The organism is Sphingomonas sp. GW821-FHT10F11, from assembly GCF_058809095.1.
In genome coordinates, this window is sequence record NZ_JBXASH010000004.1 from 370,188 (window position 1) to 392,957 (window position 22,770).

Genomic DNA, 22,770 nt, shown 5'->3' on the forward strand with positions numbered 1-22,770 from the left:
GCACGCGTGATTCGCGCGGCAAGGCAACTCAGGCCGCACGGCGCAATCTGGCGATGAAGAAGCCGTCGCACCCGCCTTCGCCTGCGAGCATGCCGGGCAAGGTGCGGACCCAGCCGCGTTGATGCGGTGCGATGCCCTTGGGCAATTCCTCATCGCGCACCGGATCGATGGCGAAATCGGGCTGCGCCGCGAGAAAAGCCATGAGCTGCTCCTCGCCCTCGGCGCGTTCGAGCGAGCAGGTGGCATAGACCAGAGTCCCGCCCGGCTTGACCCATTTGGCGGCGCGGGCGAGAAGTTGCGCCTGTACGCGTGCCATTTCGGCGATCACCCGGGGATTCACGCGGTGGAGCACGTCGGGGTGGCGGCGGAAGATGCCGGTCGCGCTGCACGGCGCGTCGAGCAGCACGGCGTCGGCGGGCGCGTCGGGGGACCATTTGAGCAGATCGGCGGCGATGACCGTCGCGTCGAGATGCGTGCGCTCCAGATTCTCACGAAGTCGCGCCAGACGACTTTCCGAGGAATCGATCGCGGTGACGCTCCAGCCGGCGCTGGCGAGTTGCATCGTCTTGCCACCGGGGGCGGAACAGAGATCGAGCGCGACGCCCTGTCCCTTGCCGATCAGCCGGGCGGGAAGCGAGGCAGCGATATCCTGCACCCACCAGCCGCCTTCTTCGAAACCCGGAAGCTCCCGAACGTTCGTGCTGGCGAGGCGGATATGACCGGGCAGCAGCGAGATGCCCTCCACTTCCTCGGCCAACGCCTTGGTGGCTGCCGGATCCGCCAGGGTCAGATCGAGCGGCGGGGGGGCGGCAATGGCGCGTTCGGCAGCGCCGACCTGGTCCTCGCCCCAGGCATTCTGCCAGCGCGCCTCGACATCCTCGGGCAGAGTCGGGAATTCAGGCAACGTCGCAGCGCCGCGCATCAGGGTGCCGAACACGCCGTGGACCAGCTTGCGCGGGCCGCCATCGACCAGCGGCAGCACGGTCGAGATCGCGGCATGCGGCGGCGTGCCGAGCGCCAGCGCCTGGACCAGCGCGATCCTGAGCGCGAATCGCGCCTTGGCGTCATCGGGCAGGCGGCTGCGCGTCGCCGAATCGATCAGCAGGTCGAGATCGGGCAGGCGGCGGAGCGTCTCGGCCGCGATGGCATGAGCGAGCGCGCGATCGTCGCTGCGATCGATCCCCTGAGTCGCGCGGTCGAGCGCTGCCTCGAGCGGCAGGCCCTGGCGGAGCACCGCGTCGAGCAGCTTCAGCGCGGCGCGGCGGGCTGGCACGCCGGGCGGATCGGCGGGGCGGTCGGTGGATTGGCGTGGAGGTCGGGTCAAATCGCTTGAACTCGTGTCGTGACGGGTGGATGGGGTGGCAAGCAGCATCCGGGATGAACCGCCATGGGCCGCCGCCCGCCACATGTGAAGCCGCCAGCCTATCTTTCCAAGAGCCCGCCGGTGCCGAAACCCGACCCCCAGCCCGCGCCGGAGGCGGAAAACGATCCGCTCGGGCTCGATCCGACGCGCTATGGCGACTGGACGCTCAAGGGTATTGCGGTCGATTTCTAGGTCGGATCGAGTCGCCTTATAGATCGGGTGCAGCAGAGGGTCAGCGTTGGACGCGGTCGAGCCCGCCTCAAATTAAGCCAGTCCCTTGAAGGCCCCGGCATTCACCTATTTCTGGAGCGCTGCTTATCCCTCTCCCGTCGGGAGAGGGAAGGAGCCGCGAAGCGGCGGGAGGGTGAGGGTGACGGGCATGAGCGTCTCCCACTCAACCTCACCCCGCGCTGCTGCGCAGCTTGCCCCTCTCCTGAGAGGAGAGGGGAAGAAGGGCGACAGCACAATGTGTGGAGGGGGAAAATAAGAGGGATCGACCCGACTCTAGACGAGCAAATCGCGCAATTTTCGGACGGTGTTCCAGTTGCGCATCGTGGCGAGCTTGGGGAATTTCACCTTAGCCATCGCCGGCAGCAGCTTCGAATGCCCGACATCCTCCGGGAAATCGATGAACAGCTCCCGGTCGATCGCCTTCAGCAACTCGGGTCCGTCATAGATGGCGGGGATTTTCTGGATCAGGCCGTCGGGCACCGGATCGCGGTGGAAGGCGACCAGCAAGTGATTGGGATGGTCCGTCGCCGCACCGGGGAAGGGATTGGCGGCGATGACCGCGTCGAGTTCCTTCAGGTTGCGGACGACCACGTCAGTCTTGAGACCCCAGGAAGCGAGCGCTTCCTCCAGAGCCTTTTCCAGCGTCGCGCCGTCGGTCTCCGTGGCAGTGAAAACGACATTGCCCGAGGCCAGCAACGTCTTGACGTCAGTATGGCCCAGTTTCTCGACGAGAGCCTTCAACTCGGTCATCGGGATCTTCTTGCCCCCGATGTTGATCCCCTTGAGCAGGGCAGCCCAGCGCATCACTGATCCTCCCGGGTGAGCGGTCGCGCCAGCAGTGCGCCGACGACCTCTCGCACGTCGGCGCCTTCGAGCAGCGCGCAGACAGCCTCGGTGACGGGCATGTCCGCGCCGACATCGGCGGCCGCTTCGCGCAGGACGGGCGCGGTGAAGGCGCCTTCCGCCACGGTGCGGCGATCCGCCATCAGGTCGCTTGCCGACTTGCCCTGGCCGAGCCCCATGCCGAGCGAGAAGTTGCGCGAGCTGGTCGACGAACAGGTGAGCACCAGATCGCCCAGCCCCGAAAGCCCGGCCAGCGTCTCGGCCCGGGCGCCGCGCGCCAAACCGAAACGGGTCATTTCGGCAAAGCCACGCGCGATCAACGCGGCGCGCGCGTTCTGACCGAGCCCGGCGCCCTCGACCACGCCGCAGGCGATGGCCAGCACATTCTTGACCGCGCCGCCGATCTCCGCGCCGATGACGTCGGACGAGAAATAGGGCCGGAACGTCGGGCCCGCGAGACGATCGGCCAGGCGCGCGCCGAGATCCTCTCTGTCGCAGGCAAGGGTGACGGCCGTCGGCTTGCCCTGCGCGACCTCGAACGCGAAGGTCGGGCCCGAGATCACCGCGATCGGCGCATCGGGGTGCACCCCGCGGGCGACCTCACCGACCAGCAGGCGCGATCCGGCTTCGATGCCCTTGGCGCAGAGCACCAGGGGCGTGGTGCCGATGGGCATCGCGCCGAGGATGGCGCGGATATGCTGGGCCGGGACGACGATCAACAGCGCATCGCAGGCCGATACCGTATCGAGCGAGCCAGTCGCCTCGATCGAGGCCGGCAAGGGGATGTCCGGCAGGAACAGTGGGTTGTGGTGGGTGGCATTGACCGCCTCGACCACTTCGGGCTCGCGCGCCCAGAGCAGGACGGGATCGCCCTCGCGCGCCGCAACGCTGGCGAGCGCCGTGCCCCAGGCACCGCCGCCGACCACCCCGATCTTCATGCCTTCACTCCAGCGCCGCGCACTGCCTCAGCCCCCGGATCGAGCGGCCAGCGCGGGCGCGCGGCGACGTCGAGCGGATCGGTGAGGCCGGCGGCGAAACGCTCCGCCCCGGCCCAGGCGATCATCGCCGCATTATCGGTGCAGAGCCACAAGGGTGGCGCGACGAAGCGCAGGCCGTTCGCCGTCGCCAGGCCCTGCAGCGCCGTGCGGACCGACCGGTTCGCAGCGACGCCGCCTGCCACCACGAGTGACGTCACGCCGTCAGCCCGGCGCAGCGCCTGGGTGGTGCGATCGATCAGGCAATCGACCACGGCAGCCTGGAAGGAAGCAGCGATATCCTCGGCGGTCCAGGTCCCGGCGTCGCGCGCGCGCGCTACGGCACTCTTCAGCCCGGCGAAGGAGAAATGCGGCTCGGCCGAGCCTTTCAGCGGGCGCGGGAGCGGCACAGCAGTCGGATCGCCGAGCTCGGCCGCGCGCTCGACCGCGGGGCCGCCGGGAAAACCGAGGCCGAGCAGCTTGGCGGTCTTGTCGAAGGCTTCGCCCGCCGCGTCGTCGATCGTGGTGGCGAGGCGGCGATAGGTCGCGACGCCCTCGACCAGCAGCAACTGGCAATGCCCGCCCGAGACGAGCAGCAGCAGATAGGGGAAATCGAGATCGGGATCGGACAGGCGCGGGGACAGCGCGTGCCCTTCCAGATGGTTGACCGCGACCAGTGGCTTGCCGACCGCATGCGCCAGCGCCTTGCCGGTAACGAGGCCCACCATGACGCCACCGATCAGCCCGGGCCCGGCGGTCGCGGCGATCGCATCGACATCCGCCAGGGTCACCCCGGCATCGGCCAGCGCCCCTTCGACCAGCGGGATCAGCGCCTCGACATGCGCGCGCGCGGCAATCTCCGGCACGACGCCGCCATAGGGGCGATGTTCCGCTTCCTGCCCGAGCAGGCGGTGGGCGAGGACGCGGCGGTCGCTGGTCACCAGAGCGGCGGCGGTTTCGTCGCAGCTCGATTCGAGGCCGAGGATGAGTGCCATCGCGCCTCCCTAACGGTTCGCCCCGAGCTTGTCGAAGGGCGGTCCTTTCTTCTAGGCCGGGAACGTTCAGCCCAACGGAGTCTGCCTTGTCCCATCCCCGCCTTCGCCTCGGTACCCGCGGATCGCCGCTTGCGCTCGTACAGGCCGGCATGGTGCGGGATGCGCTGTGCGCGTTTCAGGGCTGGACGGACGACGCGGTCGAGATCGTGCCGATCAAGACCACCGGCGACAGGGTGCAGGACCGGGCGCTGGCCGAGATCGGCGGCAAGGCCTTGTGGACCAAGGAGCTCGACCGCGCCTTGCTCGATGGCGAGATCGATTGCGCAGTGCATTCGATGAAGGATGTCGAGACGATCCGCCCCGCAGCGATCCGCATCGCGGCGATGCTGCCGCGCGCCGATGTCCGCGACCGGCTGATCGGAGCCGACAGCATCGAAGCGCTGCGACAGGGCGCCGTGGTCGGAACCAGCTCGCCGCGGCGGAGCGCGCAGCTCAAAAGGATCCGGCCGGACCTTGAGACCGTGCTGTTCCGCGGCAATGTCGACACCCGCCTTGCGAAGCTGGCCGCGGGCGAGGTCGACGCCACCCTGCTTGCCGCAGCCGGGCTCGACCGGCTGGGACGTCCGGAGATCGGCGTGGCGATCCCGAATGACGTCATGCTGCCAGCGCCAGCCCAGGGCGCAGTCGGGATCGAGGCGCGCGCCGATGACGCGCGCGTGCTGGGCTGGCTTGCGGGGATCGACCATGTCGACACGCATCGCTGTGTGCTGGCCGAGCGTGCGCTGCTCGCGGCACTCAAGGCGGATTGCCATTCGCCGGTGGCGGCGCTGGCGACGATCCAGGGCGACCGGATGACGATCCGCGCGGAATTACTCGCCGAGGACGGCTGCGCTTATATTTCGGGCGAGACCGCGGACTCGATCGACAAGATCAGTGCCGATCAACTGGCGCACGACCTGCTCGACCGCGCGCCGCCGGCGGTGCGGCGGCTGTTCGCGGCATGACACCAGGCTTTGCGGTGCTGCGCCCGGAGCCGGGCAACGCCGCGACCATAGGGCGGATCGAAGCGTTCGGCCTGCGTGCGATCCGGCTGCCCCTGTTTGAAATTCGCGCGCTTGGCTGGACGGCGCCCAATCCCGCGGCGTTCGATGCGCTGCTGCTGACCAGCGCCAATGCCGTCCGTTTCGGCGGGCCGGGGCTCGAGACGTTGCGGCACCTGCCGGTGATGACCGTGGGTGCAAGAACCGCGGATATCAGCCGCGCAGCGGGATTCGACGTCATGGTGTCAGGCAAATCCGATGCGGCCTCACTGCTTGCTCGCGACCATGGCTTTACCCGCATCCTCCATCTCGGCGGGCGCGAGCGGTCGATCGAGACTGGGGGCGTGATCGCCCGCGCCATTGCGGTCTATGCCAGCGAGCCGCTGCCGGTGCCCGCGGAGGACCTCGCCGCCTTGAGCGGGTCGATCGCGCTGCTGCATTCGGCGCGCGCCGCCGTCCGGCTCGGCGACCTGGCCGACGAGCAGGGTCTCGCACGGTCCTCGGTTTCCCTTGCGGCGTTCAGCCCAGCGGTCGCAGCGGCCGCGGGAACGGGCTGGGCATGGATCGCCACCGCCGCGTCGCCCAATGACGCCGCGCTGATCGAGGCTGCGCGCGCGCGATTGACCGGGTGAGCATGCGCGGGGATAAGGCGGCATGAGCGACGACCTGCCGACCCCGACGGCTCCCCCCCGCAAGCTCGGCTGGCGCACCGCGGCGATCCTGGGGGCAATCGCCTTCGTCGCCGGTCTCGGCGCGATGGCGCTGGGGCTATACGCCTTTCCCCAATGGTTCGGCCAGAAGCCGGTCGCGACCGTGACCCTGCCGATCGCCTCCACCGCCGACGGCAAGCGCACGCCCGTGGTGATCGTGCCCGGCAGCGGCACGGCGGCGCCGCCGGCGATCGACCTCGATGCGCTGTCGACGCGCGAGACCGAGTTGGCCGCGCGCCTCACCGACCTGGAGACGCGCACGGCGAGCGTCGGCGGACAGGCCCGTGCCGCTTCCGGCTATGCCACCCGCGCCGAAGGATTGATGATCGCCTTTGCCGCGCGCCGCCAGATCGATCGCGGCCTGCCGCTGGGTTATATCGAAGAACAGTTGCGCGAGCGCTTCGGGCCGATCCAGCCCCAGGCGACCGGCACGATCATCCAAGCGGCGCAGCAGCCGGTGACGATCGAGGATCTGCGCGTCGGGCTCGACGCGATTTCGCCCGAGCTGAAGACCGGTGCCGCGCGTGACGGCTGGCTCGCCAGTTTGCGCCGTGAGCTGGGCAATCTGATCGTCCTGCACCGGGCCGACACGCCCTCACCGCTTCCGGCCGACCGGCTCACCCGGGCGCGTCGGACGCTCGAGGCCGGGCATGTCGAGGCGGCGCTGGCCGAAGTGGCGCGCATGCCGGGTGCCGCCAGTGCGGAACGCTGGACGACGGCGGCGCGGCGCTACATCGGCGCGCGCCAGGCACTCGACACGATCGAGACGGCGGCGATCATGGGCCAGGGCGCGGCTGGGCCTCGGTAGAGCGGCGTGCCGTACGTTGGGCGGCTATGTTTCCTCTCCGGTGGGAGAGGATACGACGCCTTATGAGCGCAGCGAATTAGGCGAAGTTGGTGAGGGGCTCCGGGAGCCATCGATAGCTGCCGGAGCCCCTCACCAAGCTGCGCTAAGCAGCAAGCTGCCAAGCTTCGCTATCCTCTCCCACTGGAGAGGAACAGGGCAGCGCATTGAACGGCGACCTGTCCTGAAAATTCGCAGAGAAGAGCGGTCCCTCAGGCGTTGATCCGATCCAGCAGCGCCATCGCGCCGGCGGGCGCGCGCACCTTTGCGCCGTTGATGAAGAAAACGAAGGTATCGCGCGGTTTCTTCGGCGGCTGTTCGGGAGAGGCATAGGGCAGGCCATCGGGCTGGCCGCCCGCCACCCAGGCCTTTGCCACTTCGAGCCAGCGATCGAGTTCGGCGGCGGTGTAGCCGGTCGGCACGCTCTCGACCGCCTTTTCCAGCCGGGCATAGACGAAGTCGCCGGTGACGTCGGCGATGGCGGGATATTCGGCCGAATCCGCGAAAACGAGGGAGACGCCGGCGGCGCGCGCCATCGCGACGAATTCGGGCACATGGAAGCTGTCGTGCCGGACCTGGATCGCATGGCGGAGCGCAACGCCCTCATGCGACGCGGGCAACAGCTTCAGGAAGGCGGCGAAATCCTCAGCGTCGAATTTCTTGGTCGCCATGAACTGCCACAGGATCGGGCCGAGCTTGTCGCCCAGTTCCACGATACCCTGGCCGACGAACTTCGCGATCGAATCCCCCGATTCGGCCAGTATCTTGCGGTTGGTGCAGAAGCGCGAGGCCTTGAGCGCGAAGACGAAGCCGTCGGGCGCGGTCTTGGCCCAGGAGGCGAAGGTCGCCGGTTTCTGCGAGCCGTAATAGGTACCGTTGACCTCGATCGCCGTCACCGCGCGCGAGGCATATTCAAGCTCGCGCTTCTGCGACAGGCCATCGGGGAAGAACGTCCCGCGCCAGGGTTCATAGGTCCAGCCGCCGATGCCGGTGCGAATCATGCCGTTGCTCATGCCATTCTCCTGGAGGCGCGGTTCTAGGGCGGGAAGCGGCTTTCGCGAAGAGGCGCGACGCTGCTAGAACCGTAGCGGACATAGCGCGGGGAACATGATGGCGACCGACCGGACCGAGATCGATCCGACCGACCCCTATGAGCGGACCGCTCAGACCTTTCCGGTCCTGCCCGAGGAAATGGTCGAGCGCATGATGGCCTATGGCCGCGCGGAAGCGGTCGAGAAGGGAACGGCGCTCTATACGCGCGGCGAGCGCGGCGTCGATTTCTTCGTCGTGCTCGACGGGTCGATCCAGGTGCTCGACACCGACGAGTGCGGGGTCGCCAGCATCTTCACCACGCATCACGCGCGCCAGTTCACCGGCGAGCTGGACCTGTTCAACAATCGATCGATCCTGGTCACCGGGCGCACCGGCGAGGACAGCCGGGTGCTGCGGATCAACCGGGTCGACTTCCGGCGCATGGTCTCGACCGAAGCCGATATTGGCGAGATCATCATGCGCGCCTTCATCCTGCGGCGCGTCGGGCTGATCAAACACGCGCATGGCGGCGCCACGCTGATCGGATCGGGCCATTCCGGCGATACGCAGCGGCTGCAGCGTTTCCTCGAGCGCAACGGCTATCCGCACCGCCTGCTCGACACCGACAGCGATCCGGACGCGGACGGTTTCCTCGAATGCTTCTCGATCAAGCCCGACCAGCTGCCGGTGGTGATTGCGCCCGGGGAAAGCGTTCTGCGCAACCCGCCGACGGGCGAACTGGCGGATGCACTAGGACTGACCGAGACGCTCGACCCGACGCGCGTCCATGACGTCATCGTGGTCGGTGCCGGGCCGGCGGGGCTGGCCGCCGCGGTCTATGCCGCGTCCGAGGGGCTCGACACAATCGTGCTCGAAGGGCTCGCGCCCGGCGGGCAGGCTGGCACCAGTTCCAAGATCGAGAATTATCTCGGCTTCCCGACCGGCATCTCGGGCCGGGCGCTGGCGGGAAGGGCGCAGGTGCAGGCGCAGAAATTCGGGGCGCGGCTGGCGATTGCGCGGCCGGCGACGGCGCTCGATTGCAGCAAGGACCCTTATGTCGTGACGATGGAGGACGGGCAGCGCGTGTCCGGCCGGGCCGTCGTCGTCGCCAGCGGGGCACGCTATCGCCGGCTCGACGTGCCCGATTACGACCGGTTCGAGGGCCAGGGCATCCACTATGCCGCCACCGCGATGGAATCCAACCTGTGTGCCGGCGAGGAAGTGCTGGTGGTGGGCGGCGGCAATTCCGCGGGGCAGGCAGCGGTGTTCCTGTCGCGCACGGTAAAGCATCTCCACATCCTGGTGCGATCGCGCGGGCTGGCGGAGACGATGTCGGACTATCTCGTCCAGCGCATCCTCTCGTCGAGCCAGATCACCTTGCACACGCATTGCCAGGTCACTGGATTAGAGGGGGATGGCTATCTGCGCCATGTGACCTGGACCAATGTGAAGACCGGCGAGGCGCAGCGCCACGACATCAGCAACATGTTCGTGATGATCGGCGCCGAACCCAATACCGACTGGCTCGACGGGTGCCTGGCGCTCGACGACAAGGGATTCGTCAAGACCGGCGCCGACGCGGACGGATCGACCTCGCCTTATGCCACGAGCAAGCCGGGCATCTTCGCGATCGGCGACGTGCGCGCGGGATCGGTCAAGCGCGTCGCCTCGGGCGTGGGCGAGGGATCGGTCGTGGTGTCCTCGGTCCACCGGTTCCTGCACCCGATGGAGTGATGCCGGTCAGGCGTGCTCGATGAAATTATAGTGATCGCGGATGCGGCGGTTGAAGAAACCGCCCTTCGAGGTGACGCGGCGCATCGCGTCGAACAGCGATTCGGGCACGTCGAGATAGGAATAGCGCCGGCCGCTGACGAACTCGATGTCGAGCCGTTGCTCGGCCGGGTCATAGTCATAGGAGCGGATGACGCTGGAGGGCATCAGGCGTCAACGTCGAACCGGGGCGTGGGTTGCCGGGGATGATTCGCGCGAAAAGGCGGGTGCGAGGGACACGTCCGGTCCGTCGATCGTTACGGGGTTGGGCATTTCACCGGTGAGATGCCGCGCGAAGGGAATCCAGATGAACGAGGACACGCTCGAGGGTGAAGGCCGCAATCTCGCAGGCCAGGTCAAGGAAGCCGTCGGCAAGGCCACGGGCGATCCAGCCACGCAGAATCAGGGCGTCGCCGATCAGGTCGCCGGCAATCTCCAGCAAAGCTATGGCGCAGCGCGGGATGCGGTGACGCAGGGCGTCGGCCCGCTGGCGGACAAGGCCAAGGCCTTCGCCAAGGAACGGCCCTGGGCGACGGCCGCGCTGGTCGGCACGCTCGCGCTGGCGGTGATCAACACGCTGCGCGGCAAGAAGGCCTGAGCCGGAGCCTCACCCTGCGGGCTGGTTCGGCGGTGCCCGATTCCCTATCTTCAGGGGGAAACAGTCAAGCAGGGTGAGGCCGTGGCCGACTATCAGCTTTTCGATACCGCGAACGGCGTCGCCGCGATCGCCTGGACCGATGCCGGTGTGGTGGGCTTTCGCCTGCCGGCAGAGTCGGCCGAAAGGACCGAGCGGTCATTGCTGCGCCGCTTTCCCGACGCGATTCGCCGCACGCCGCCACCGGAGATCGCCGCGACCATCGCCGCCGCCCAACGCTATTTCGATGGCGAGGAGACGGATTTTTCCACGGTAAAGGTCGATCTGGGCGAGCAGGCGCCGTTCTTTGCGCAGATCTACGATTCGGTGCGGCGGCTCGGCTGGGGCCAGACCACTACTTATGGCGCCGTGGCAAAAGAACTCGGCGCCGGCCCGGAAGCGGCACGCGATGTGGGTCAAGCCATGGCCTCGAACCCGATACCGCTGATCGTACCGTGCCACCGCGTGCTGGCGGCTGGCGGCAAGGTCGGGGGCTTCTCCGCGCCGGGCGGATCAGAATCGAAAGTGAAGATGCTGGCGATCGAGGGAATCGACCTGCGGCCGCCCGAACCGGCGCAGCAGGGATTCGCTTTCTAGAGTCTGACTCGGCTTTGCGGAATCGATTTAGGATTCCCAAGGGTCGAGAGTTCTGATTCAACCTGCTGGCTGGATCTGGAGGCCAGTATGGATGGCGAGACCATATTCGGATGATCTTCGGGAGCGGGTAGCGGCGTCGGTGGTAGGCGGTCGATCAGTTCGGGAGACGGCACGGTTGTTTGGAGTGAGCGTTGCGAGCGCAGTGAAGTGGTCGCAACGGTTGCGGATGACGGGCAGTGCGGCGTCGCGGCGGACGGGTCGCAAGCAGGAACGTTCGCTGACAGGCGAGCGGGAGTGGTTGCTGGGCCGGCTGGAGGCAGTTCCGGACCTGACGCTTCGCGGTCTGGTGGTCGAGCTGCGCGAGCGCGGCATTGAGACGAGCTATGGGTCGGTGTGGCGGATCGTGCATGATGCCGGCGTGACGTTCAAAAAAACACTGTTCGCCGTCGAGCAGTTGCGCCCGAAGATCGCGCGGCGGCGGGAACAGTGGAAGAAGTATCAAGGTCGGCTTGATCCCAGGCGCCTCGTCTTCATCGACGAGACCTGGGCCAAGACCAACATGACGCCGATCCGGGGCTGGGCGCCGCGCGGCCAGAAGCTGGTCGCTCGCGCGCCGTTCGGCAAATGGCGCACGCTGACCTTCCTGGCCGCTTTGCGGTACGACCGGATCGACGCGCCGTGCGTGCTCGATGGGCCGATCAACGGCCAGAGCTTCACCGCATGGGTCGAGCAGTTCCTGGTGCCTACCCTCAACCCCGGCGATGTCGTCATCATGGACAACCTCGGCAGCCATAAGGGCGCAGCCGTTCGCGATGCGATCCGCTCGGCCGGGGCAAGGCTGCTATTCCTGCCGCCTTATTCTCCCGACCTGAACCCGATCGAACAGGTCTTCGCCAAGCTCAAGCTGCTCCTGCGCAAAGCCGCAGAGCGATCCGTCGAGGCAACATGGCAACGTATCGGAACCCTGCTCGACGCCTTTCCTCCACAAGAATGCGCCAACTACCTCAAGAACTCCGGATACGCTTCAACCTAGATGGATCAGACTCTAGACCGGATGTGAAAAAGGCCGCTTGCGCGGCCTGTTCGCACTCTCGTGATTTCCGCACGAGAAACTGGAGCGGGCGAAGGGATTCGAACCCTCGACCCCAACCTTGGCAAGGTTGTGCTCTACCCCTGAGCTACGCCCGCTCTGGCGCCTGACCGATCGTTGGACCGGGCGGGTAAGGGGGCGGCCTCTAGCATCGGCTTTTGGGTCCGGCAACCCCCAGTCGTACATCAGGGTTCAAACCCATTCCCAGCGAGGTCGAGACAGCCTTATCCGGGATGCTGTGGGAGGAGGAGCGCGAAAAACGGGGGTTGCCCCCCGTTTGAGCGGTCCGACGCTCCACAGCGCCCGGACAAGGCTGCCCCGAAGGGGTGGGACGAAAAACGGCCGCTGGAGCGGTCGACCGCTTGCCAGATAGACACCGCTATCTGGCTGCGCGCCCTCCCTCCCAGCGACCGTTTTTCGTCTCCATCTCGACCTCACTGGGAATGGGTTTGAACCCTTGGACGAAAAGGGTTGGCTTGAGGGGCCGCGCACCCACATAAGGCGCGAAGTGAAGCACGGGAGTGAGACTTGGCCAGTTTGGGAATGACCGCCGCGGAGCGCGAGGCAGTCGAAGAGTTCCGGCGCGACGTCGTCGAGCCGTCGATGACGAAGCTCGTCATCATCGATTTCTGGGCCGAATGGTGCGGGCCGTGCAAGGCGCTGACCCCGGTGCTGGAGAAGGTGGCCGCCGAATACGCCGACAAGGGCGTGGTGCTGGCCAAGGTCGATACCGACAAGAACCAGTTCATCTCCGCCCAATTCCAGATCAAGACGATCCCGACCGTCTATGCGATGTTCCAGGGGCAGCTGGTCGCCGACCTGACCAGCGCGCGCACCGAATCGCAGCTGAAGGCGATGCTCGACCAGATCCTCCGGCAATTGCCGGTGGAGAGCGAGGCGGCGAGCGCCGAGGCCGAGATCGAGCCGCTGATCGCAATGGGCGAGCAATTGCTGGCGGATAGCGACACCGACCGGGCGCTCTCCGTGTTCGAGCAGATCGGCGAGATGGTGCCGGATCACCCCGCCGTGCTGTCCGGCCGGGTGCGGGCGCTGGTTGCGGCGAATCGCATCGACGAGGCCGAGGCGGCGATCGCGGCGCTGCCGGAGGACCTGGCCAAGCTGCCCGAGATCGAGCGGGCGAAATCTGCCCTGGCGCTGGCCAAGGACGCCAAGCCGGTCGACGATCTGGCGGGACTGGCGGCCGAAGTCGCGGCGAACCCCGACAATCTCGACAAGCGCTTCGAGCTGGCCGGCGGCCAGATGGCGGCGGGCAACCGCGACGCGGCGGCCGATTCGCTGCTGGGCATCATCGCCGCCGACAGAGACTGGAACGAGGGTGCGGCGCGCCAGCAGTTGCTCAAGCTGTTCGAGGTGGTCGGCCTGGAGGATCCCTGGGTCTCGGCGCAGCGGCGACGGTTGTCGGCGATCCTGTTCGGATGACCGACGCGCCGGTCTCGACTCGGCTCTCGATCTTCCCGCTCCCCGGCGCGCTGCTGTTTCCCGGCATGCATCTGCCGCTCCACATCTTCGAGCCGCGATACCGCGCGATGGTATCCGATTCGATGGCGCGCGACCGGCGCATCGGCATGATCCAGCCGCGTCCCGGCCCGCTCGCCCCGGGCGAGGCGCCGGCGTTGTTCGAGATCGGCTGTGTCGGGAAAATCGCCGAGTTCGAGGCTAGCGAGGACGGGCGCTACAATCTGGTGCTGGAAGGCCTGGCGCTGTTCCGCGTCATCCGCGAACTCGAGGTGACGACGGCGTTCCGTCAGGTCGAGGCACTGTTGCTGCCCGTGCCGAGCGAAGCCGAAATCTTGTCGCTGTCGCGGCGATCCTCGCTCGAGATGGAATCGCGCCGCTTCGCCGATGCGCAGGGCTATGCGGTCGACTGGGAAGCGGTGAACCGGCTCGACGACGAAGCATTGGTCAACGGCATCGCCCAGATCGCGCCGTTCGACGTGGCGGCGAAGCAGGCGCTGCTCGAAGCGCCGGGAATCGAGGACCGCGCCGAGCTGATCATCCAGCTGATGCAGTTCTTCGGCCGCCACGACGGCGAGGATTCGGTGACGTTGCAGTGAGCGGGGCAGCGAACGGGGCCGACAGTCTCAACGGCGAATGGGACGGCATCTTCAACTATCCGCGTCACATGCCGCCCAACGCGTTCACGGCGATCCTGCGCGATGAGGCCGGCGTCTTCACCGGCGAGACGACCGAATCGGGCGAAGTGGGTGGCGATCCCGCCATATTGCATGCCTGGCTGGAAGGCCGGCGCAGCGGCGATGCGGTGCGTTTCGTGAAATCCTATGATGCGGCGTCGCGTGCCGGCTATGTCGTCCAATATACCGGCACGATCGCGCCCGACGGCAACGAGATCAGCGGACGATGGCACGTGCCCGGCGTCTGGTCCGGCACCTTCATCATGGTGCGCAAGGCCGGCAAGACGGAGGCTGTCGACCGGGAGGCCGCGGAGACGGTCCGCTAAACCGTCAGCCCCTGCAGCAGCTTGGGCACCTCGCCCGATTCGCCCCGGGCCTCAGCCATGAAGCGATCCTTGAGCGGCGGCAGCTTCTGCACCGCCGACAGGCCGAAGCGGCGCGCGGCCGAGGCGGTGCGGCCGGGGATGCCGAACAGCCGGGTTAGCCCGTCGGTGGCGGCGGCGACCATGAAGGTGTCGAGGCTGCGCCAGCGTTCGTAACGGGCGAGAAGCTGTGGGTCGCCGAGATCGAGGCCGAGGCGTTTGCCCTCGACCAGCACCTCGACCAGGGTCGCCACGTCGCGGAAGCCGACATTGACGCCCTGGCCGGCGATCGGGTGGATGCCGTGCGCCGCGTCGCCGACCAAAGCGAGCCGGTCGGTAGTGATCGTCGCGGCATGGTGGAAGCCGAGCGGATAGCTGGAACGCGCGCCAAGCGGGCCGAGCTTGCCCAGGAAACCGCCCATTTTCTTCTCCGCCTCGGCCAGGAAGCCGCGATCGGAAAGCTTGAGCATGCCCGGTGCCTCGTCGCGGCGCACCGACCAGACGATCGCCGAGCGATGGCCCCGATCGTCGTCGTTCAGCGGCAGGATGGCGAAGGGGCCCTGCGGGTAGAAGATTTCATAGGCGATATTCTCGTGGCTCTGCTCGTGATGAAGCGACGTCACGAGCGCGGCGTGATCATAGGTCCAGCGCGCGACCTTCAGCCCCGCCGATTCGCGCGTGGGCGAGTTGCGGCCTTCGGCGGCGATCAGCAGAGGGGCGGTGACGACCGCGCCGGAATCGAGCGTGACGGTGACGCCGTGCGCGCCGCGATCGACCGCGACGGCGCGGGTCTTCATCCGCACATCGACGCCGGGTGCCGCCTCGGCCGCCTCAAGCAGCGCGCCGCGCAGGCGCCGGTTCTCGAACATATGGCCAAGCGCGCCGCTCTCCGTATCGGGCTCGAAATCGAGCGCGCCGGGCTCGAGCCCGTCGCTGACCCTGATGCCCTGGATCGGGCAGCCATGGCCGGTCAGCCGATCGACCACGCCGATCGTGTCGAGCATGCGATAGGGCGCGCTGGCGATTGCCGAGGCGCGGCCGTCGAAACCGGCGGCGAGGATCACCTGCGGATCGGCAATGTCGATGACGATGGCGGTGAGGCCGTGCGCGTCGAGCGCTACGGCGAGTGCGCTGCCGACCAGGCCACCGCCCAGGATGATGACGTCCGCTCTGTCCATGGGCTCGCTCTAGCGCGCGGCAGGCACGGTGCCAATGCGTCCGCCTTGACGTCGGACTCGCCAGGAGCGATGATTCCACGCGTACAGACAGCGAACAATCAAGGACCAGATCATGGCTAGCCGGGCGCAGCCGCCCTTGTGGCGCGAGACGGTGAAGGCAGGCGCCGCACGAAGCGGCGCGCTGATCGGCGCGACGGCGATCGTCATCGCCGCGTTGCTCGTATTCGTCTCGCTCGTCACCTATCATTCGGGCGATCCCTCGCTGAACACCGCCTCGGGCGGGCCGGCCGAGAACTGGCTGGGCACCCCGGGCGCGTGGGTCGCGGACATCGGCTATGCCTTGTTCGGTTTCCCCGTCTTCGGGTTCCTGCCGGTCGCGTTGATCTTTGCTGCTCGGCTGTGGGGCGACGTGCCGGTCGGGCGGTGGAAGCTGATGCTGCTGGCCGCGCTTGGCGGCATCGCGCTGATGAGCACGACCGGGGCCCTGATCCGGGAGACGGCGGTGCGCTGGCTTCCGGCGGGACCGGGCGGCGTGATCGGCATGGCCCTGGCTGACTTGGTGCGTCTGGCGACCGGCCTCATCGGCGATTCGGCGATCCGGTGGTGGACGGGGCTTGGTATCGCGATTCTCACTGGCCTCGCCGGGGCCGGTGTCTGGGCGCTGAGCTTCATCATCGATATCGGCGATCGACCGCGGCGTCCGCCCAAACCGAAACCCGTCAAGGCGGAGCGGCGCACGCCCGAACAGGAAGTGTTCGCCCCCGAACCGGCGCGCAAGCCGACGCCGCGCGCCGTCGCGACGCCCGATTCGCGGCCAGGCCCGGTCATCGCCGAACGCAATCTCGCGCCGTCGGTGGCGAGGCCCAAGGCCAAGCAGGCCTCGTTCGACCTGGGCGACAATTCGCAGCTTCCCCCGCTCGACTTGCTCAAGCCGGCGCCGCCGGCACCGGGCGGGCCGGTCGACAAGGCAGCGCTCGAACGCAATGCCCGGCTGCTCGAATCGGTGCTGGACGATTTCCACGTCAAGGGATCGATCATCAATATCAGGCCTGGGCCGGTGGTGACGATGTACGAGCTGGAGCCGGCATCGGGCATCAAGGCGAGCCGGGTGATCCAACTCGCCGACGATATCGCGCGCAACATGTCCGCCATCTCCGCACGCGTCGCGACCATCCCGGGGCGAACCGTGATCGGGATCGAGCTGCCCAATGTCCGGCGCGAGACCGTTGGGCTGCACGAACTGATCGGATCGCAGTCGTTCGACGACCAATCCGCTTCGCTGCCGCTGGTGCTCGGCAAGAACATCGCCGGCGACCCGGTCATCGCCGATCTCGCGCCGATGCCGCATCTGCTCGTCGCCGGCACGACCGGTTCGGGCAAGTCGGTCGGGCTCAACTGCATGATCCTGTCGCTGCTCTACCGGCTGCGCCCGGACCAGTGCCGCATGATCATGATCGACCCGAAGATGCTCGAACTGAGCATGTACGAGGACATCCCGCATCTGCTCTCCCCGGTCGTCACCGACCCCGCCAAGGCGGTGCGGGCGCTGAAATGGGCGGTCGAGCAGATGGAGGAACGCTATCGCATGATGTCCTCGGTCGGGGTGCGCAGCCTCGCCAGCTTCAACGAGAAGGTGCGTGCGGCGCGGACCAAGGGTCAGCCGCTCGGGCGGCGCGTGCAGACCGGATACGATGCCGAGACCGGGCAGCCGGTCTATGAGGAGGAGACGCTCGACTTCCAGCCGCTACCGCAGATCGTGGTGATCGTCGACGAGCTTGCCGATCTGATGATGACGGCGGGCAAGGAAGTCGAGTTCCTGATCCAGCGGCTCGCGCAAAAGGCGCGCGCGGCAGGCATCCACCTGATCATGGCGACCCAGCGCCCGTCGGTCGACGTCATCACCGGCGTGATCAAGGCGAATTTGCCGACGCGGATCAGCTTCCACGTCACCTCCAAGATCGATTCGCGCACCATCCTGGGCGAGCAGGGCGCCGAGCAGCTGCTGGGCAAGGGCGACATGCTCTATATGCCGGGCGGCAAGGGCATCGTGCGCGTGCATGGCCCGTTCGTCAGCGACGACGAGGTGCGCGCGGTGGCGGATCACTGGCGGGCACAGGGCCGGCCCGATTATATCCAGTCGGTCACCGAGGAGCCCGAGGACGGCTTCGCGCTCGATGGCGCGCCGGACGGCGAGGATTCGGCCGAGGATCAGCAATATCGCTCCGCCATCCAGCTCGTCGTGGAAAGCCAGAAGGCCTCGACCTCCTGGCTGCAGCGCCAGCTCCGGATCGGCTACAACAGCGCCGCGCGATTGATCGAGCGAATGGAGAAGGACGGCATCGTCAGCCGCCCCGACCATGTCGGGCGGCGCGACGTGCTGCGCGACCGGGACGGGAACCCGCTGTAAGCCCTGCGGTTCAGAAGGGGTTCAACCCGGCGCGCCTAGCGCCAGGACCTGTCTCGGGAGAATATCGTGATCCTTCGCAATCTCTCCGTGCTGGCGGCGCTCGCCGTCCCGGCACTGGTCGCAGCGGCCCCGGCCACCGGCGATCTCGCGCTCGTCCAGAGCCATCTCCAGTCGGTGCAGAGCCTGACCGCCGCGTTCAGCCAGACCGACCGCGCCGGCAAGGTGCTGACCGGAACCCTGACCCTGAAAAAGCCGGGCAAGATTCGCTTCCAATATCAGAAAGGCGTGCCGATCCTGATCGTGGGCGACGGCAAAGCCCTGACCTTCATCGATTATTCGGTGAAGCAGGTGCAGCGCTGGCCGATCGGCAATTCGCCGCTTGGCGTGCTGCTCGATCCCAGCAAGGACATGACGCGCTTCGCCAAGGTCGTTCCCGGATTCGACCCGCGCATCATCTCGGTCGAGGCGAACGATCCCAAGCATCCCGAATATGGCCGCATCACCCTGGTCTTCATCCGCGACGCGATCGCGCCGGGCGGGCTGATGCTGCAGGGCTGGGTCGCACTCGATTCGCAGAACAACCGCACGACGATCCGTCTGTCGAATCAGCAGTTCAACGCAGCCGTGAGCGACAGGACGTTCAATTGGAACGATCCGCGGCGGAGTTTAGGCCGAAACTGACCGTCCGTTCATAGTGGCGACAGGTTCGGGCCCCTAAAAAGATATTGCGGATGTGGGGCGGCCCGAGATTTTCCCCCTGTTGCTCGGACGACCTGCTTCCCGCCTGCGTGACGAACGCTAGGTCGGCCCTCGCTCCATGCCCCCGGAGCGAGGGCCTTTCCATATCCGGCTCTTTCCCTTCCGCCCTTTCCTTGTCGGCACCCCTTCCCCCCGCTACATCGCCTTGATGGCGCTCAAGATCGTTTCATGGAACATCAACTCGGTGCGGTTCCGTATCGAGATCGTCGAACGTTTCCTGCGCGAGGTGTCGCCCGACATTTTGTGCCTTCAGGAAACCAAGGTGATCGACGGGGATTTCCCGACCGCCCCCTTCCGGGCGCTCGGCTATGACCACATCATCCTGCACGGGCAGCGCATGCACCACGGCGTGGCGATCATTAGCCGCGTGCCGCTGGTCGAGGACGACCGGTTCGACTGGCAGGCCAATCGCGAGGCGCGGCATGTCGGCGTGCGGCTGAACAACGGCGTGCGGCTGGAGAATGTCTATGTGCCGGCGGGCGGCGATGTGCCCGACCGCGAGGTGAACCCGAAATTCGGCCAGAAGCTCGATTTCGTCGAGCGGATGACGCGCTGGTCGGAAGGGCTGACCGTGCCGACGATCCTGGTCGGCGATTTCAACATCGCGCCGCTCGAATCCGACGTGTGGAGCCACAAGCAACTGCTCGACGTGGTCAGCCACACGCCGATCGAGGTCGCCGCGCTTGACGGGCTGAAGGCGTCGAACGACTGGGTCGATCTCGGCCGCCATTTCATGCCGGCGCCGGGCCGACTCTTCACCTGGTGGAGCTACCGCGCGAAGGACTGGCTCGCCTCGGACCGCGGACGGCGGCTCGACCATATGTGGGCGACCGCCGATGTCGCGAAGACCGCGATAAGCCACACGGTGTTCGAGGATTGCAGAAGCTGGCTGAAGCCGTCCGACCATATCCCCATCATGACCGAGTTCGCGGTGTGACCGACGCACGAAGGACTGCCAGCGCCATCGACGCCTTGCGGCGTGGATGGCCGATCGCCATCGCCGGGGCCGATGGGGCGCTTGCGTTGCTGCCGATCGAGACGACCGATCCGACGCGGCTGACCGCGTTCGATCCGGACGGCCGGGCGTCCGTTCTGCTCACCTCGGGCCGGGCAGCGACGCTGAAGCTTGCCAACCAACGCGAGGCGGCGGCGCCGGATTGCCCGGTGCTCGTCGAGCGAGCGCCCTGGCTGGATTTTGCGGCGGCAACCGCGCTGGCCGATCCGCAATTCGACCTCCGGACACCGCTGAAAGGCCCGTTCCGTGCGATTGCGGTCGAAGCGCCCGAGGCCGCCGCTGCCGCGCTGCGGCTGGCGCGGATCGGCGGGGTATTGCCCGCTTTCTTCGCCATTCTCGGGGCAACGGCCCAGGTCACGCTGACTCCGGCGGATATCGACGCGCATGAAGACGCGGCCCGGCTGACCATCGCGACGCGCGCCCGCCTGCCGGTGTCAGGTGCCGAAAATACCGAGATCGTCGCCTTCCGCACGCCAGAAATGCCCGGGGAGCACGTCGCGCTGCTGATCGGCGCACCGAACGGCCAGCCGCCGCTCGTCCGCCTGCACAGCGAATGCCTGACCGGCGACGTGCTCGGCAGCCTGAAGTGCGATTGCGGGCCGCAGCTCGACGCGGCGATCCGGGCGATCTCGGACAGCGGCTGGGGCATTTTGCTCTATCTGCGGCAGGAAGGGCGCGGGATCGGGCTGATCAACAAGCTGCGCGCCTATGCGCTGCAGGACCAGGGGTTCGACACGGTCGATGCGAACACGCGGCTGGGCTTCGCGGTCGACTCACGCAATTTCGCCGTGGCGGCGCGGATGCTCGAATTGCTCGGCCAGCGATCGGTGCGGCTGCTGACCAACAATCCGGAGAAGGTTGCGCAACTCGAAGGCGCAGGAATCAAGGTGGTCGAGCGGGTGCCGCATGTCCTGCCGGCCAACCCGCATAATGAGCGCTATCTCGCGACCAAGCGCGACCGCACCGGGCACCAGTTCTAGGGTGCGCTATTTTCTCGACGTCGAGTTCAACGGGTTCGGCGGGGAGCTGATCGCGCTCGCCTTGGTGCCCGAGGCCGAAGACATGGCGCCCTTTTATGAAGCAGTACGATGCGAGCAGCCAACACCGTGGGTCGCCGACCATGTCCTGCCGGTGTTGGATATCGCGCCGGTGGATCGTGCGACGATGGCGCGGCGTTTCGAGACATATCTCGGCGATGACCCCGATCCCCTGCTGATCGCCGACTGGCCGGAGGATATCGCGCATGCGGCGATGCTGATGGTGATCGCGCCAGGGCGACGCATGGCGCTCGACCGGATCCGTTTCGAGATGCTCGATTCGATCGGATTCGATTCAGCCGCAATGAGCGCCGTGCCGCACAATGCCTATCACGATGCGCTCGCGCTCCGGACCTTCACGCTCGCGCGCGAACGTTAGGCGAGCAGCCGGGCCACCTCGTCGAAGTCCGTCGCGATGTCGCGCACCCCAAGCGCCCTCAGCCTGGCAGCATGGTCCGGCCCACAATGCGTGCCGCCGCAAAAGCCGATGACATAGGCGCCCGAGGCGACTGCGCCCGTCGCGCCGACCGGCGAATCCTCCAGGATCGCGCAGCGCCCGATGTCGACGCCGAGCGCGGCCGCGGCATGAAGATAGAGATCGGGCGCCGGCTTGCCGCGCGCGACATGTTCGCGCCCCGAGAAGATCTTGTCGCCGAACGCATCGCGGATGCCGAGATGCTCGAGATGGCGCTCGATCCAGCGAGTCGTGCTCGACGAGGCGATGGCGCGGGGGAAGTCAGCCGGCAGGCTCCGCACAAAGGCCACTGCGCCAGCGACTGCATCGAGCCCTTCGCGCATCGCCCGGTCATCCTCGGCCTTGCGCGCCACATGGAAATCGTCGGGCAGCACCCGACCGATCCAGCGTTCGATCGCCGCGAGGAAATCGCTACCCGCCAGCCCCATGAAATTAGCCATGGATTCCTCGGCCGTGGTGGGGTGGCCCGCACCAGTGAGATAATCGGCGATCTGCTTGTTGCCGGCATATTCGCTTTCAAGCAGCACGCCGTCGAAATCGAAGATCAGCGCATCCGCCTTCATCAACGTGCGCCGAACAGCGCGGTGCCGACACGGACATGAGTGGCGCCAAGCGTCACCGCGGTCTCGTAGTCGCCCGACATGCCCATGCTCAGCTCGGCAAGATCATTGTCGCGCGCCAGCTTGGCCAGCAGCGCGAAATAGGGCGCCGGCTCCACATCGGCCGGGGGTACTGCCATCAACCCGACAACCGGCAGGCCCGCTGTGCGTGCTTCAGCAAGCAGATCGGGCAGCGCATCGATCGCGCAGCCACCCTTTTGCTCCTCATCGCCGATATTGACCTGGATGAAACAATCGGGCCGCCTGCCCTGCCGCTCCATCGCCCGGGCGAGCGCCAGGATCAGCGAGGATCGGTCGACCGAATGGATCGCATCGAAGAGCTCCACGGCTTCTTCCGCCTTGTTCGACTGGAGTTGGCCGACGAGGTGGAGCTGCACATCCGGCCACGCACCCCGCAGCGCCGGCCATTTGGCCTGGGCCTCCTGCACACGATTCTCGCCAAAGATTCGCTGGCCGGCCGCAAGCAGGGGTTCGATCTCCTCCGCGGCCTTGGTCTTGGACACGGCGATCAGGGCAACGGTATCAGCCTTGCGATCGGCAAGCCGTGCGGCGCGGGCGATGGCCTCGCGCACGATATTGAGGCGGGTCTCGGGGTCGTCGGGCTGCATCGGCAGCGCTATAGGCAGGGGCGTGCCGCACCG

Annotated in this window: 25 protein-coding genes and 1 tRNA gene; 16 read left to right on the top strand and 10 right to left on the bottom strand. The window is 67.2% G+C overall.

Annotation, left to right across the window (positions count from 1 at the left end):
- Positions 1–28 precede the first annotated feature (28 nt).
- The gene (locus tag AC1RT8_RS15055; RefSeq protein WP_493076464.1) at positions 29–1,324 is read right to left on the bottom strand and encodes an RsmB/NOP family class I SAM-dependent RNA methyltransferase; all 1,296 of its coding nucleotides are present in this window, start codon (positions 1,322–1,324) and stop codon (positions 29–31) included.
- Positions 1,325–1,387: 63 nt separating this feature from the next.
- Here AC1RT8_RS15055 and AC1RT8_RS15060 point away from each other — a divergent pair, with 63 nt between their 5' ends.
- Positions 1,388–1,555 carry a DUF1674 domain-containing protein gene (locus AC1RT8_RS15060; RefSeq protein ID WP_478015388.1) on the top strand — a complete coding sequence of 56 codons (168 nt, stop codon included), beginning with the start codon at positions 1,388–1,390 and terminating at the stop codon, positions 1,553–1,555.
- 312 nt (positions 1,556–1,867) lie between these two features.
- Here the strand turns inward: AC1RT8_RS15060 and AC1RT8_RS15065 are convergent, their stop codons facing one another.
- From AC1RT8_RS15065 to tsaD, 3 genes are read right to left on the bottom strand one after another with little or no spacing between them, the layout of a single operon-like run.
- Entirely contained in the window at positions 1,868–2,398 is a 531-nt protein-coding gene (locus AC1RT8_RS15065; protein ID WP_493076465.1) for a DUF1697 domain-containing protein, read from the bottom strand.
- On the bottom strand, positions 2,398–3,375 hold the full coding sequence (locus AC1RT8_RS15070) for an NAD(P)H-dependent glycerol-3-phosphate dehydrogenase (RefSeq protein ID WP_493076466.1): 978 nt from the start codon (positions 3,373–3,375) through the stop codon (positions 2,398–2,400). Before AC1RT8_RS15070 ends, AC1RT8_RS15065 begins: the two co-directional genes overlap by 1 nt.
- Complete coding sequence (tsaD, locus tag AC1RT8_RS15075) at positions 3,372–4,406, bottom strand: tRNA (adenosine(37)-N6)-threonylcarbamoyltransferase complex transferase subunit TsaD (RefSeq protein WP_493076467.1); 1,035 nt, start codon at positions 4,404–4,406, stop codon at positions 3,372–3,374. The genes AC1RT8_RS15070 and tsaD overlap by 4 nt, the downstream gene beginning before the upstream one ends.
- A gap of 86 nt (positions 4,407–4,492) precedes the next feature.
- On the opposite strand from tsaD, the gene hemC reads away from it, so the two are divergent.
- Genes hemC through AC1RT8_RS15090 form a run of 3 tightly spaced genes read left to right on the top strand, consistent with a single transcriptional unit; the run spans position 4,493 to position 6,964 of the window.
- Entirely contained in the window at positions 4,493–5,410 is a 918-nt protein-coding gene (gene hemC / locus AC1RT8_RS15080) for a hydroxymethylbilane synthase (RefSeq protein WP_493076468.1), read from the top strand.
- Entirely contained in the window at positions 5,407–6,078 is a 672-nt protein-coding gene (locus AC1RT8_RS15085; RefSeq protein ID WP_493076469.1) for a uroporphyrinogen-III synthase, read from the top strand. The genes hemC and AC1RT8_RS15085 overlap by 4 nt, the downstream gene beginning before the upstream one ends.
- Before the next feature lie 22 nt (positions 6,079–6,100).
- Positions 6,101–6,964, top strand: a complete 864-nt coding sequence (locus tag AC1RT8_RS15090; protein ID WP_493076470.1) for a hypothetical protein — start codon at positions 6,101–6,103, stop codon at positions 6,962–6,964.
- Positions 6,965–7,212: 248 nt separating this feature from the next.
- On the opposite strand, the gene AC1RT8_RS15095 is transcribed toward AC1RT8_RS15090, so the two are convergent.
- Positions 7,213–8,013, bottom strand: a complete 801-nt coding sequence (locus AC1RT8_RS15095) for a DUF72 domain-containing protein (protein WP_493076471.1) — start codon at positions 8,011–8,013, stop codon at positions 7,213–7,215.
- Positions 8,014–8,110: 97 nt separating this feature from the next.
- Here AC1RT8_RS15095 and AC1RT8_RS15100 point away from each other — a divergent pair, with 97 nt between their 5' ends.
- Entirely contained in the window at positions 8,111–9,766 is a 1,656-nt protein-coding gene (locus tag AC1RT8_RS15100) for an FAD-dependent oxidoreductase (RefSeq protein WP_493076472.1), read from the top strand.
- Between the two features lie 6 nt (positions 9,767–9,772).
- On the opposite strand, the gene AC1RT8_RS15105 is transcribed toward AC1RT8_RS15100, so the two are convergent.
- On the bottom strand, positions 9,773–9,970 hold the full coding sequence (locus AC1RT8_RS15105) for a KTSC domain-containing protein (RefSeq protein WP_493076473.1): 198 nt from the start codon (positions 9,968–9,970) through the stop codon (positions 9,773–9,775).
- A 139-nt stretch (positions 9,971–10,109) separates the two neighbouring features.
- On the opposite strand from AC1RT8_RS15105, the gene AC1RT8_RS15110 reads away from it, so the two are divergent.
- From AC1RT8_RS15110 to AC1RT8_RS15120, 3 genes are all read left to right on the top strand, one after another.
- Positions 10,110–10,400 (top strand): CsbD family protein, encoded by a 291-nt coding sequence (locus AC1RT8_RS15110; RefSeq protein ID WP_493076474.1) that lies wholly within the window; start codon positions 10,110–10,112, stop codon positions 10,398–10,400.
- Positions 10,401–10,481: 81 nt separating this feature from the next.
- Positions 10,482–11,033, top strand: a complete 552-nt coding sequence (locus tag AC1RT8_RS15115; RefSeq protein ID WP_493076475.1) for a methylated-DNA--[protein]-cysteine S-methyltransferase — start codon at positions 10,482–10,484, stop codon at positions 11,031–11,033.
- Positions 11,034–11,124: 91 nt separating this feature from the next.
- Positions 11,125–12,066 carry an IS630 family transposase gene (locus tag AC1RT8_RS15120; RefSeq protein ID WP_493076476.1) on the top strand — a complete coding sequence of 314 codons (942 nt, stop codon included), beginning with the start codon at positions 11,125–11,127 and terminating at the stop codon, positions 12,064–12,066.
- An 80-nt stretch (positions 12,067–12,146) separates the two neighbouring features.
- On the opposite strand, the gene AC1RT8_RS15125 is transcribed toward AC1RT8_RS15120, so the two are convergent.
- Positions 12,147–12,221, bottom strand: a tRNA-Gly gene (locus tag AC1RT8_RS15125).
- Between the two features lie 445 nt (positions 12,222–12,666).
- Here AC1RT8_RS15125 and AC1RT8_RS15130 point away from each other — a divergent pair.
- Genes AC1RT8_RS15130 through AC1RT8_RS15140 form a run of 3 tightly spaced genes read left to right on the top strand, consistent with a single transcriptional unit; the run spans position 12,667 to position 14,602 of the window.
- The gene (locus AC1RT8_RS15130; RefSeq protein WP_493076533.1) at positions 12,667–13,563 is read left to right on the top strand and encodes a tetratricopeptide repeat protein; all 897 of its coding nucleotides are present in this window, start codon (positions 12,667–12,669) and stop codon (positions 13,561–13,563) included.
- Positions 13,560–14,198: an LON peptidase substrate-binding domain-containing protein gene (locus tag AC1RT8_RS15135; protein WP_493076477.1), complete on the top strand. Its 639-nt coding sequence runs from the start codon at positions 13,560–13,562 to the stop codon at positions 14,196–14,198. The genes AC1RT8_RS15130 and AC1RT8_RS15135 overlap by 4 nt, the downstream gene beginning before the upstream one ends.
- Positions 14,195–14,602: a hypothetical protein gene (locus tag AC1RT8_RS15140; RefSeq protein WP_493076478.1), complete on the top strand. Its 408-nt coding sequence runs from the start codon at positions 14,195–14,197 to the stop codon at positions 14,600–14,602. The genes AC1RT8_RS15135 and AC1RT8_RS15140 overlap by 4 nt, the downstream gene beginning before the upstream one ends.
- Here AC1RT8_RS15140 and AC1RT8_RS15145 read toward each other — a convergent pair.
- Positions 14,599–15,816 carry a UbiH/UbiF/VisC/COQ6 family ubiquinone biosynthesis hydroxylase gene (locus tag AC1RT8_RS15145; protein ID WP_493076479.1) on the bottom strand — a complete coding sequence of 406 codons (1,218 nt, stop codon included), beginning with the start codon at positions 15,814–15,816 and terminating at the stop codon, positions 14,599–14,601. The two genes, AC1RT8_RS15140 and AC1RT8_RS15145, sit on opposite strands and share 4 nt — an antisense overlap.
- Positions 15,817–15,928: 112 nt before the next feature.
- Here AC1RT8_RS15145 and AC1RT8_RS15150 point away from each other — a divergent pair, with 112 nt between their 5' ends.
- The 5 genes from AC1RT8_RS15150 (at position 15,929) to AC1RT8_RS15170 (ending at position 21,413) form a co-directional block, all read left to right on the top strand.
- A complete protein-coding gene (locus AC1RT8_RS15150) occupies positions 15,929–18,223 on the top strand; it encodes a DNA translocase FtsK (RefSeq protein WP_493076480.1) in 2,295 nt (764 codons plus the stop codon).
- A gap of 66 nt (positions 18,224–18,289) precedes the next feature.
- On the top strand, positions 18,290–18,904 hold the full coding sequence (locus tag AC1RT8_RS15155) for a LolA family protein (RefSeq protein WP_493076481.1): 615 nt from the start codon (positions 18,290–18,292) through the stop codon (positions 18,902–18,904).
- A 226-nt stretch (positions 18,905–19,130) separates the two neighbouring features.
- Positions 19,131–19,919, top strand: a complete 789-nt coding sequence (locus tag AC1RT8_RS15160) for an exodeoxyribonuclease III (RefSeq protein WP_493076482.1) — start codon at positions 19,131–19,133, stop codon at positions 19,917–19,919.
- The gene (gene ribA, locus AC1RT8_RS15165; protein WP_493076483.1) at positions 19,916–20,977 is read left to right on the top strand and encodes a GTP cyclohydrolase II; all 1,062 of its coding nucleotides are present in this window, start codon (positions 19,916–19,918) and stop codon (positions 20,975–20,977) included. The genes AC1RT8_RS15160 and ribA overlap by 4 nt, the downstream gene beginning before the upstream one ends.
- 1 nt (position 20,978) lies before the next feature.
- Positions 20,979–21,413: a hypothetical protein gene (locus tag AC1RT8_RS15170; RefSeq protein ID WP_493076484.1), complete on the top strand. Its 435-nt coding sequence runs from the start codon at positions 20,979–20,981 to the stop codon at positions 21,411–21,413.
- Here the strand turns inward: AC1RT8_RS15170 and AC1RT8_RS15175 are convergent.
- A complete protein-coding gene (locus AC1RT8_RS15175; protein WP_493076485.1) occupies positions 21,410–22,072 on the bottom strand; it encodes an HAD family hydrolase in 663 nt (220 codons plus the stop codon). The genes AC1RT8_RS15170 and AC1RT8_RS15175 overlap by 4 nt on opposite strands.
- On the bottom strand, positions 22,072–22,737 hold the full coding sequence (locus tag AC1RT8_RS15180; protein WP_493076486.1) for a YggS family pyridoxal phosphate-dependent enzyme: 666 nt from the start codon (positions 22,735–22,737) through the stop codon (positions 22,072–22,074). Before AC1RT8_RS15180 ends, AC1RT8_RS15175 begins: the two co-directional genes overlap by 1 nt.
- Positions 22,738–22,770 lie beyond the last annotated feature (33 nt).

What these genes read in the sequence shown, in the direction of transcription:
- AC1RT8_RS15060 (WP_478015388.1), top strand. Translation starts at nt 1,388, where the DNA reads ATGGGCCGCCGCCCGCCACATGTGAAGCCGCCAGCCTATCTTTCCAAG.
- AC1RT8_RS15065 (WP_493076465.1), bottom strand. Translation starts at nt 2,398, where the DNA reads ATGCGCTGGGCTGCCCTGCTCAAGGGGATCAACATCGGGGGCAAGAAG.
- AC1RT8_RS15070 (WP_493076466.1), bottom strand. Translation starts at nt 3,375, where the DNA reads ATGAAGATCGGGGTGGTCGGCGGCGGTGCCTGGGGCACGGCGCTCGCC.
- tsaD (WP_493076467.1), bottom strand. Translation starts at nt 4,406, where the DNA reads ATGGCACTCATCCTCGGCCTCGAATCGAGCTGCGACGAAACCGCCGCC.
- AC1RT8_RS15085 (WP_493076469.1), top strand. Translation starts at nt 5,407, where the DNA reads ATGACACCAGGCTTTGCGGTGCTGCGCCCGGAGCCGGGCAACGCCGCG.
- AC1RT8_RS15090 (WP_493076470.1), top strand. Translation starts at nt 6,101, where the DNA reads ATGAGCGACGACCTGCCGACCCCGACGGCTCCCCCCCGCAAGCTCGGC.
- AC1RT8_RS15095 (WP_493076471.1), bottom strand. Translation starts at nt 8,013, where the DNA reads ATGAGCAACGGCATGATTCGCACCGGCATCGGCGGCTGGACCTATGAA.
- AC1RT8_RS15100 (WP_493076472.1), top strand. Translation starts at nt 8,111, where the DNA reads ATGGCGACCGACCGGACCGAGATCGATCCGACCGACCCCTATGAGCGG.
- AC1RT8_RS15105 (WP_493076473.1), bottom strand. Translation starts at nt 9,970, where the DNA reads ATGCCCTCCAGCGTCATCCGCTCCTATGACTATGACCCGGCCGAGCAA.
- AC1RT8_RS15110 (WP_493076474.1), top strand. Translation starts at nt 10,110, where the DNA reads ATGAACGAGGACACGCTCGAGGGTGAAGGCCGCAATCTCGCAGGCCAG.
- AC1RT8_RS15120 (WP_493076476.1), top strand. Translation starts at nt 11,125, where the DNA reads ATGGCGAGACCATATTCGGATGATCTTCGGGAGCGGGTAGCGGCGTCG.
- AC1RT8_RS15130 (WP_493076533.1), top strand. Translation starts at nt 12,667, where the DNA reads ATGACCGCCGCGGAGCGCGAGGCAGTCGAAGAGTTCCGGCGCGACGTC.
- AC1RT8_RS15135 (WP_493076477.1), top strand. Translation starts at nt 13,560, where the DNA reads ATGACCGACGCGCCGGTCTCGACTCGGCTCTCGATCTTCCCGCTCCCC.
- AC1RT8_RS15145 (WP_493076479.1), bottom strand. Translation starts at nt 15,816, where the DNA reads ATGGACAGAGCGGACGTCATCATCCTGGGCGGTGGCCTGGTCGGCAGC.
- AC1RT8_RS15150 (WP_493076480.1), top strand. Translation starts at nt 15,929, where the DNA reads ATGGCTAGCCGGGCGCAGCCGCCCTTGTGGCGCGAGACGGTGAAGGCA.
- AC1RT8_RS15160 (WP_493076482.1), top strand. Translation starts at nt 19,131, where the DNA reads ATGGCGCTCAAGATCGTTTCATGGAACATCAACTCGGTGCGGTTCCGT.
- AC1RT8_RS15175 (WP_493076485.1), bottom strand. Translation starts at nt 22,072, where the DNA reads ATGAAGGCGGATGCGCTGATCTTCGATTTCGACGGCGTGCTGCTTGAA.
- AC1RT8_RS15180 (WP_493076486.1), bottom strand. Translation starts at nt 22,737, where the DNA reads ATGCAGCCCGACGACCCCGAGACCCGCCTCAATATCGTGCGCGAGGCC.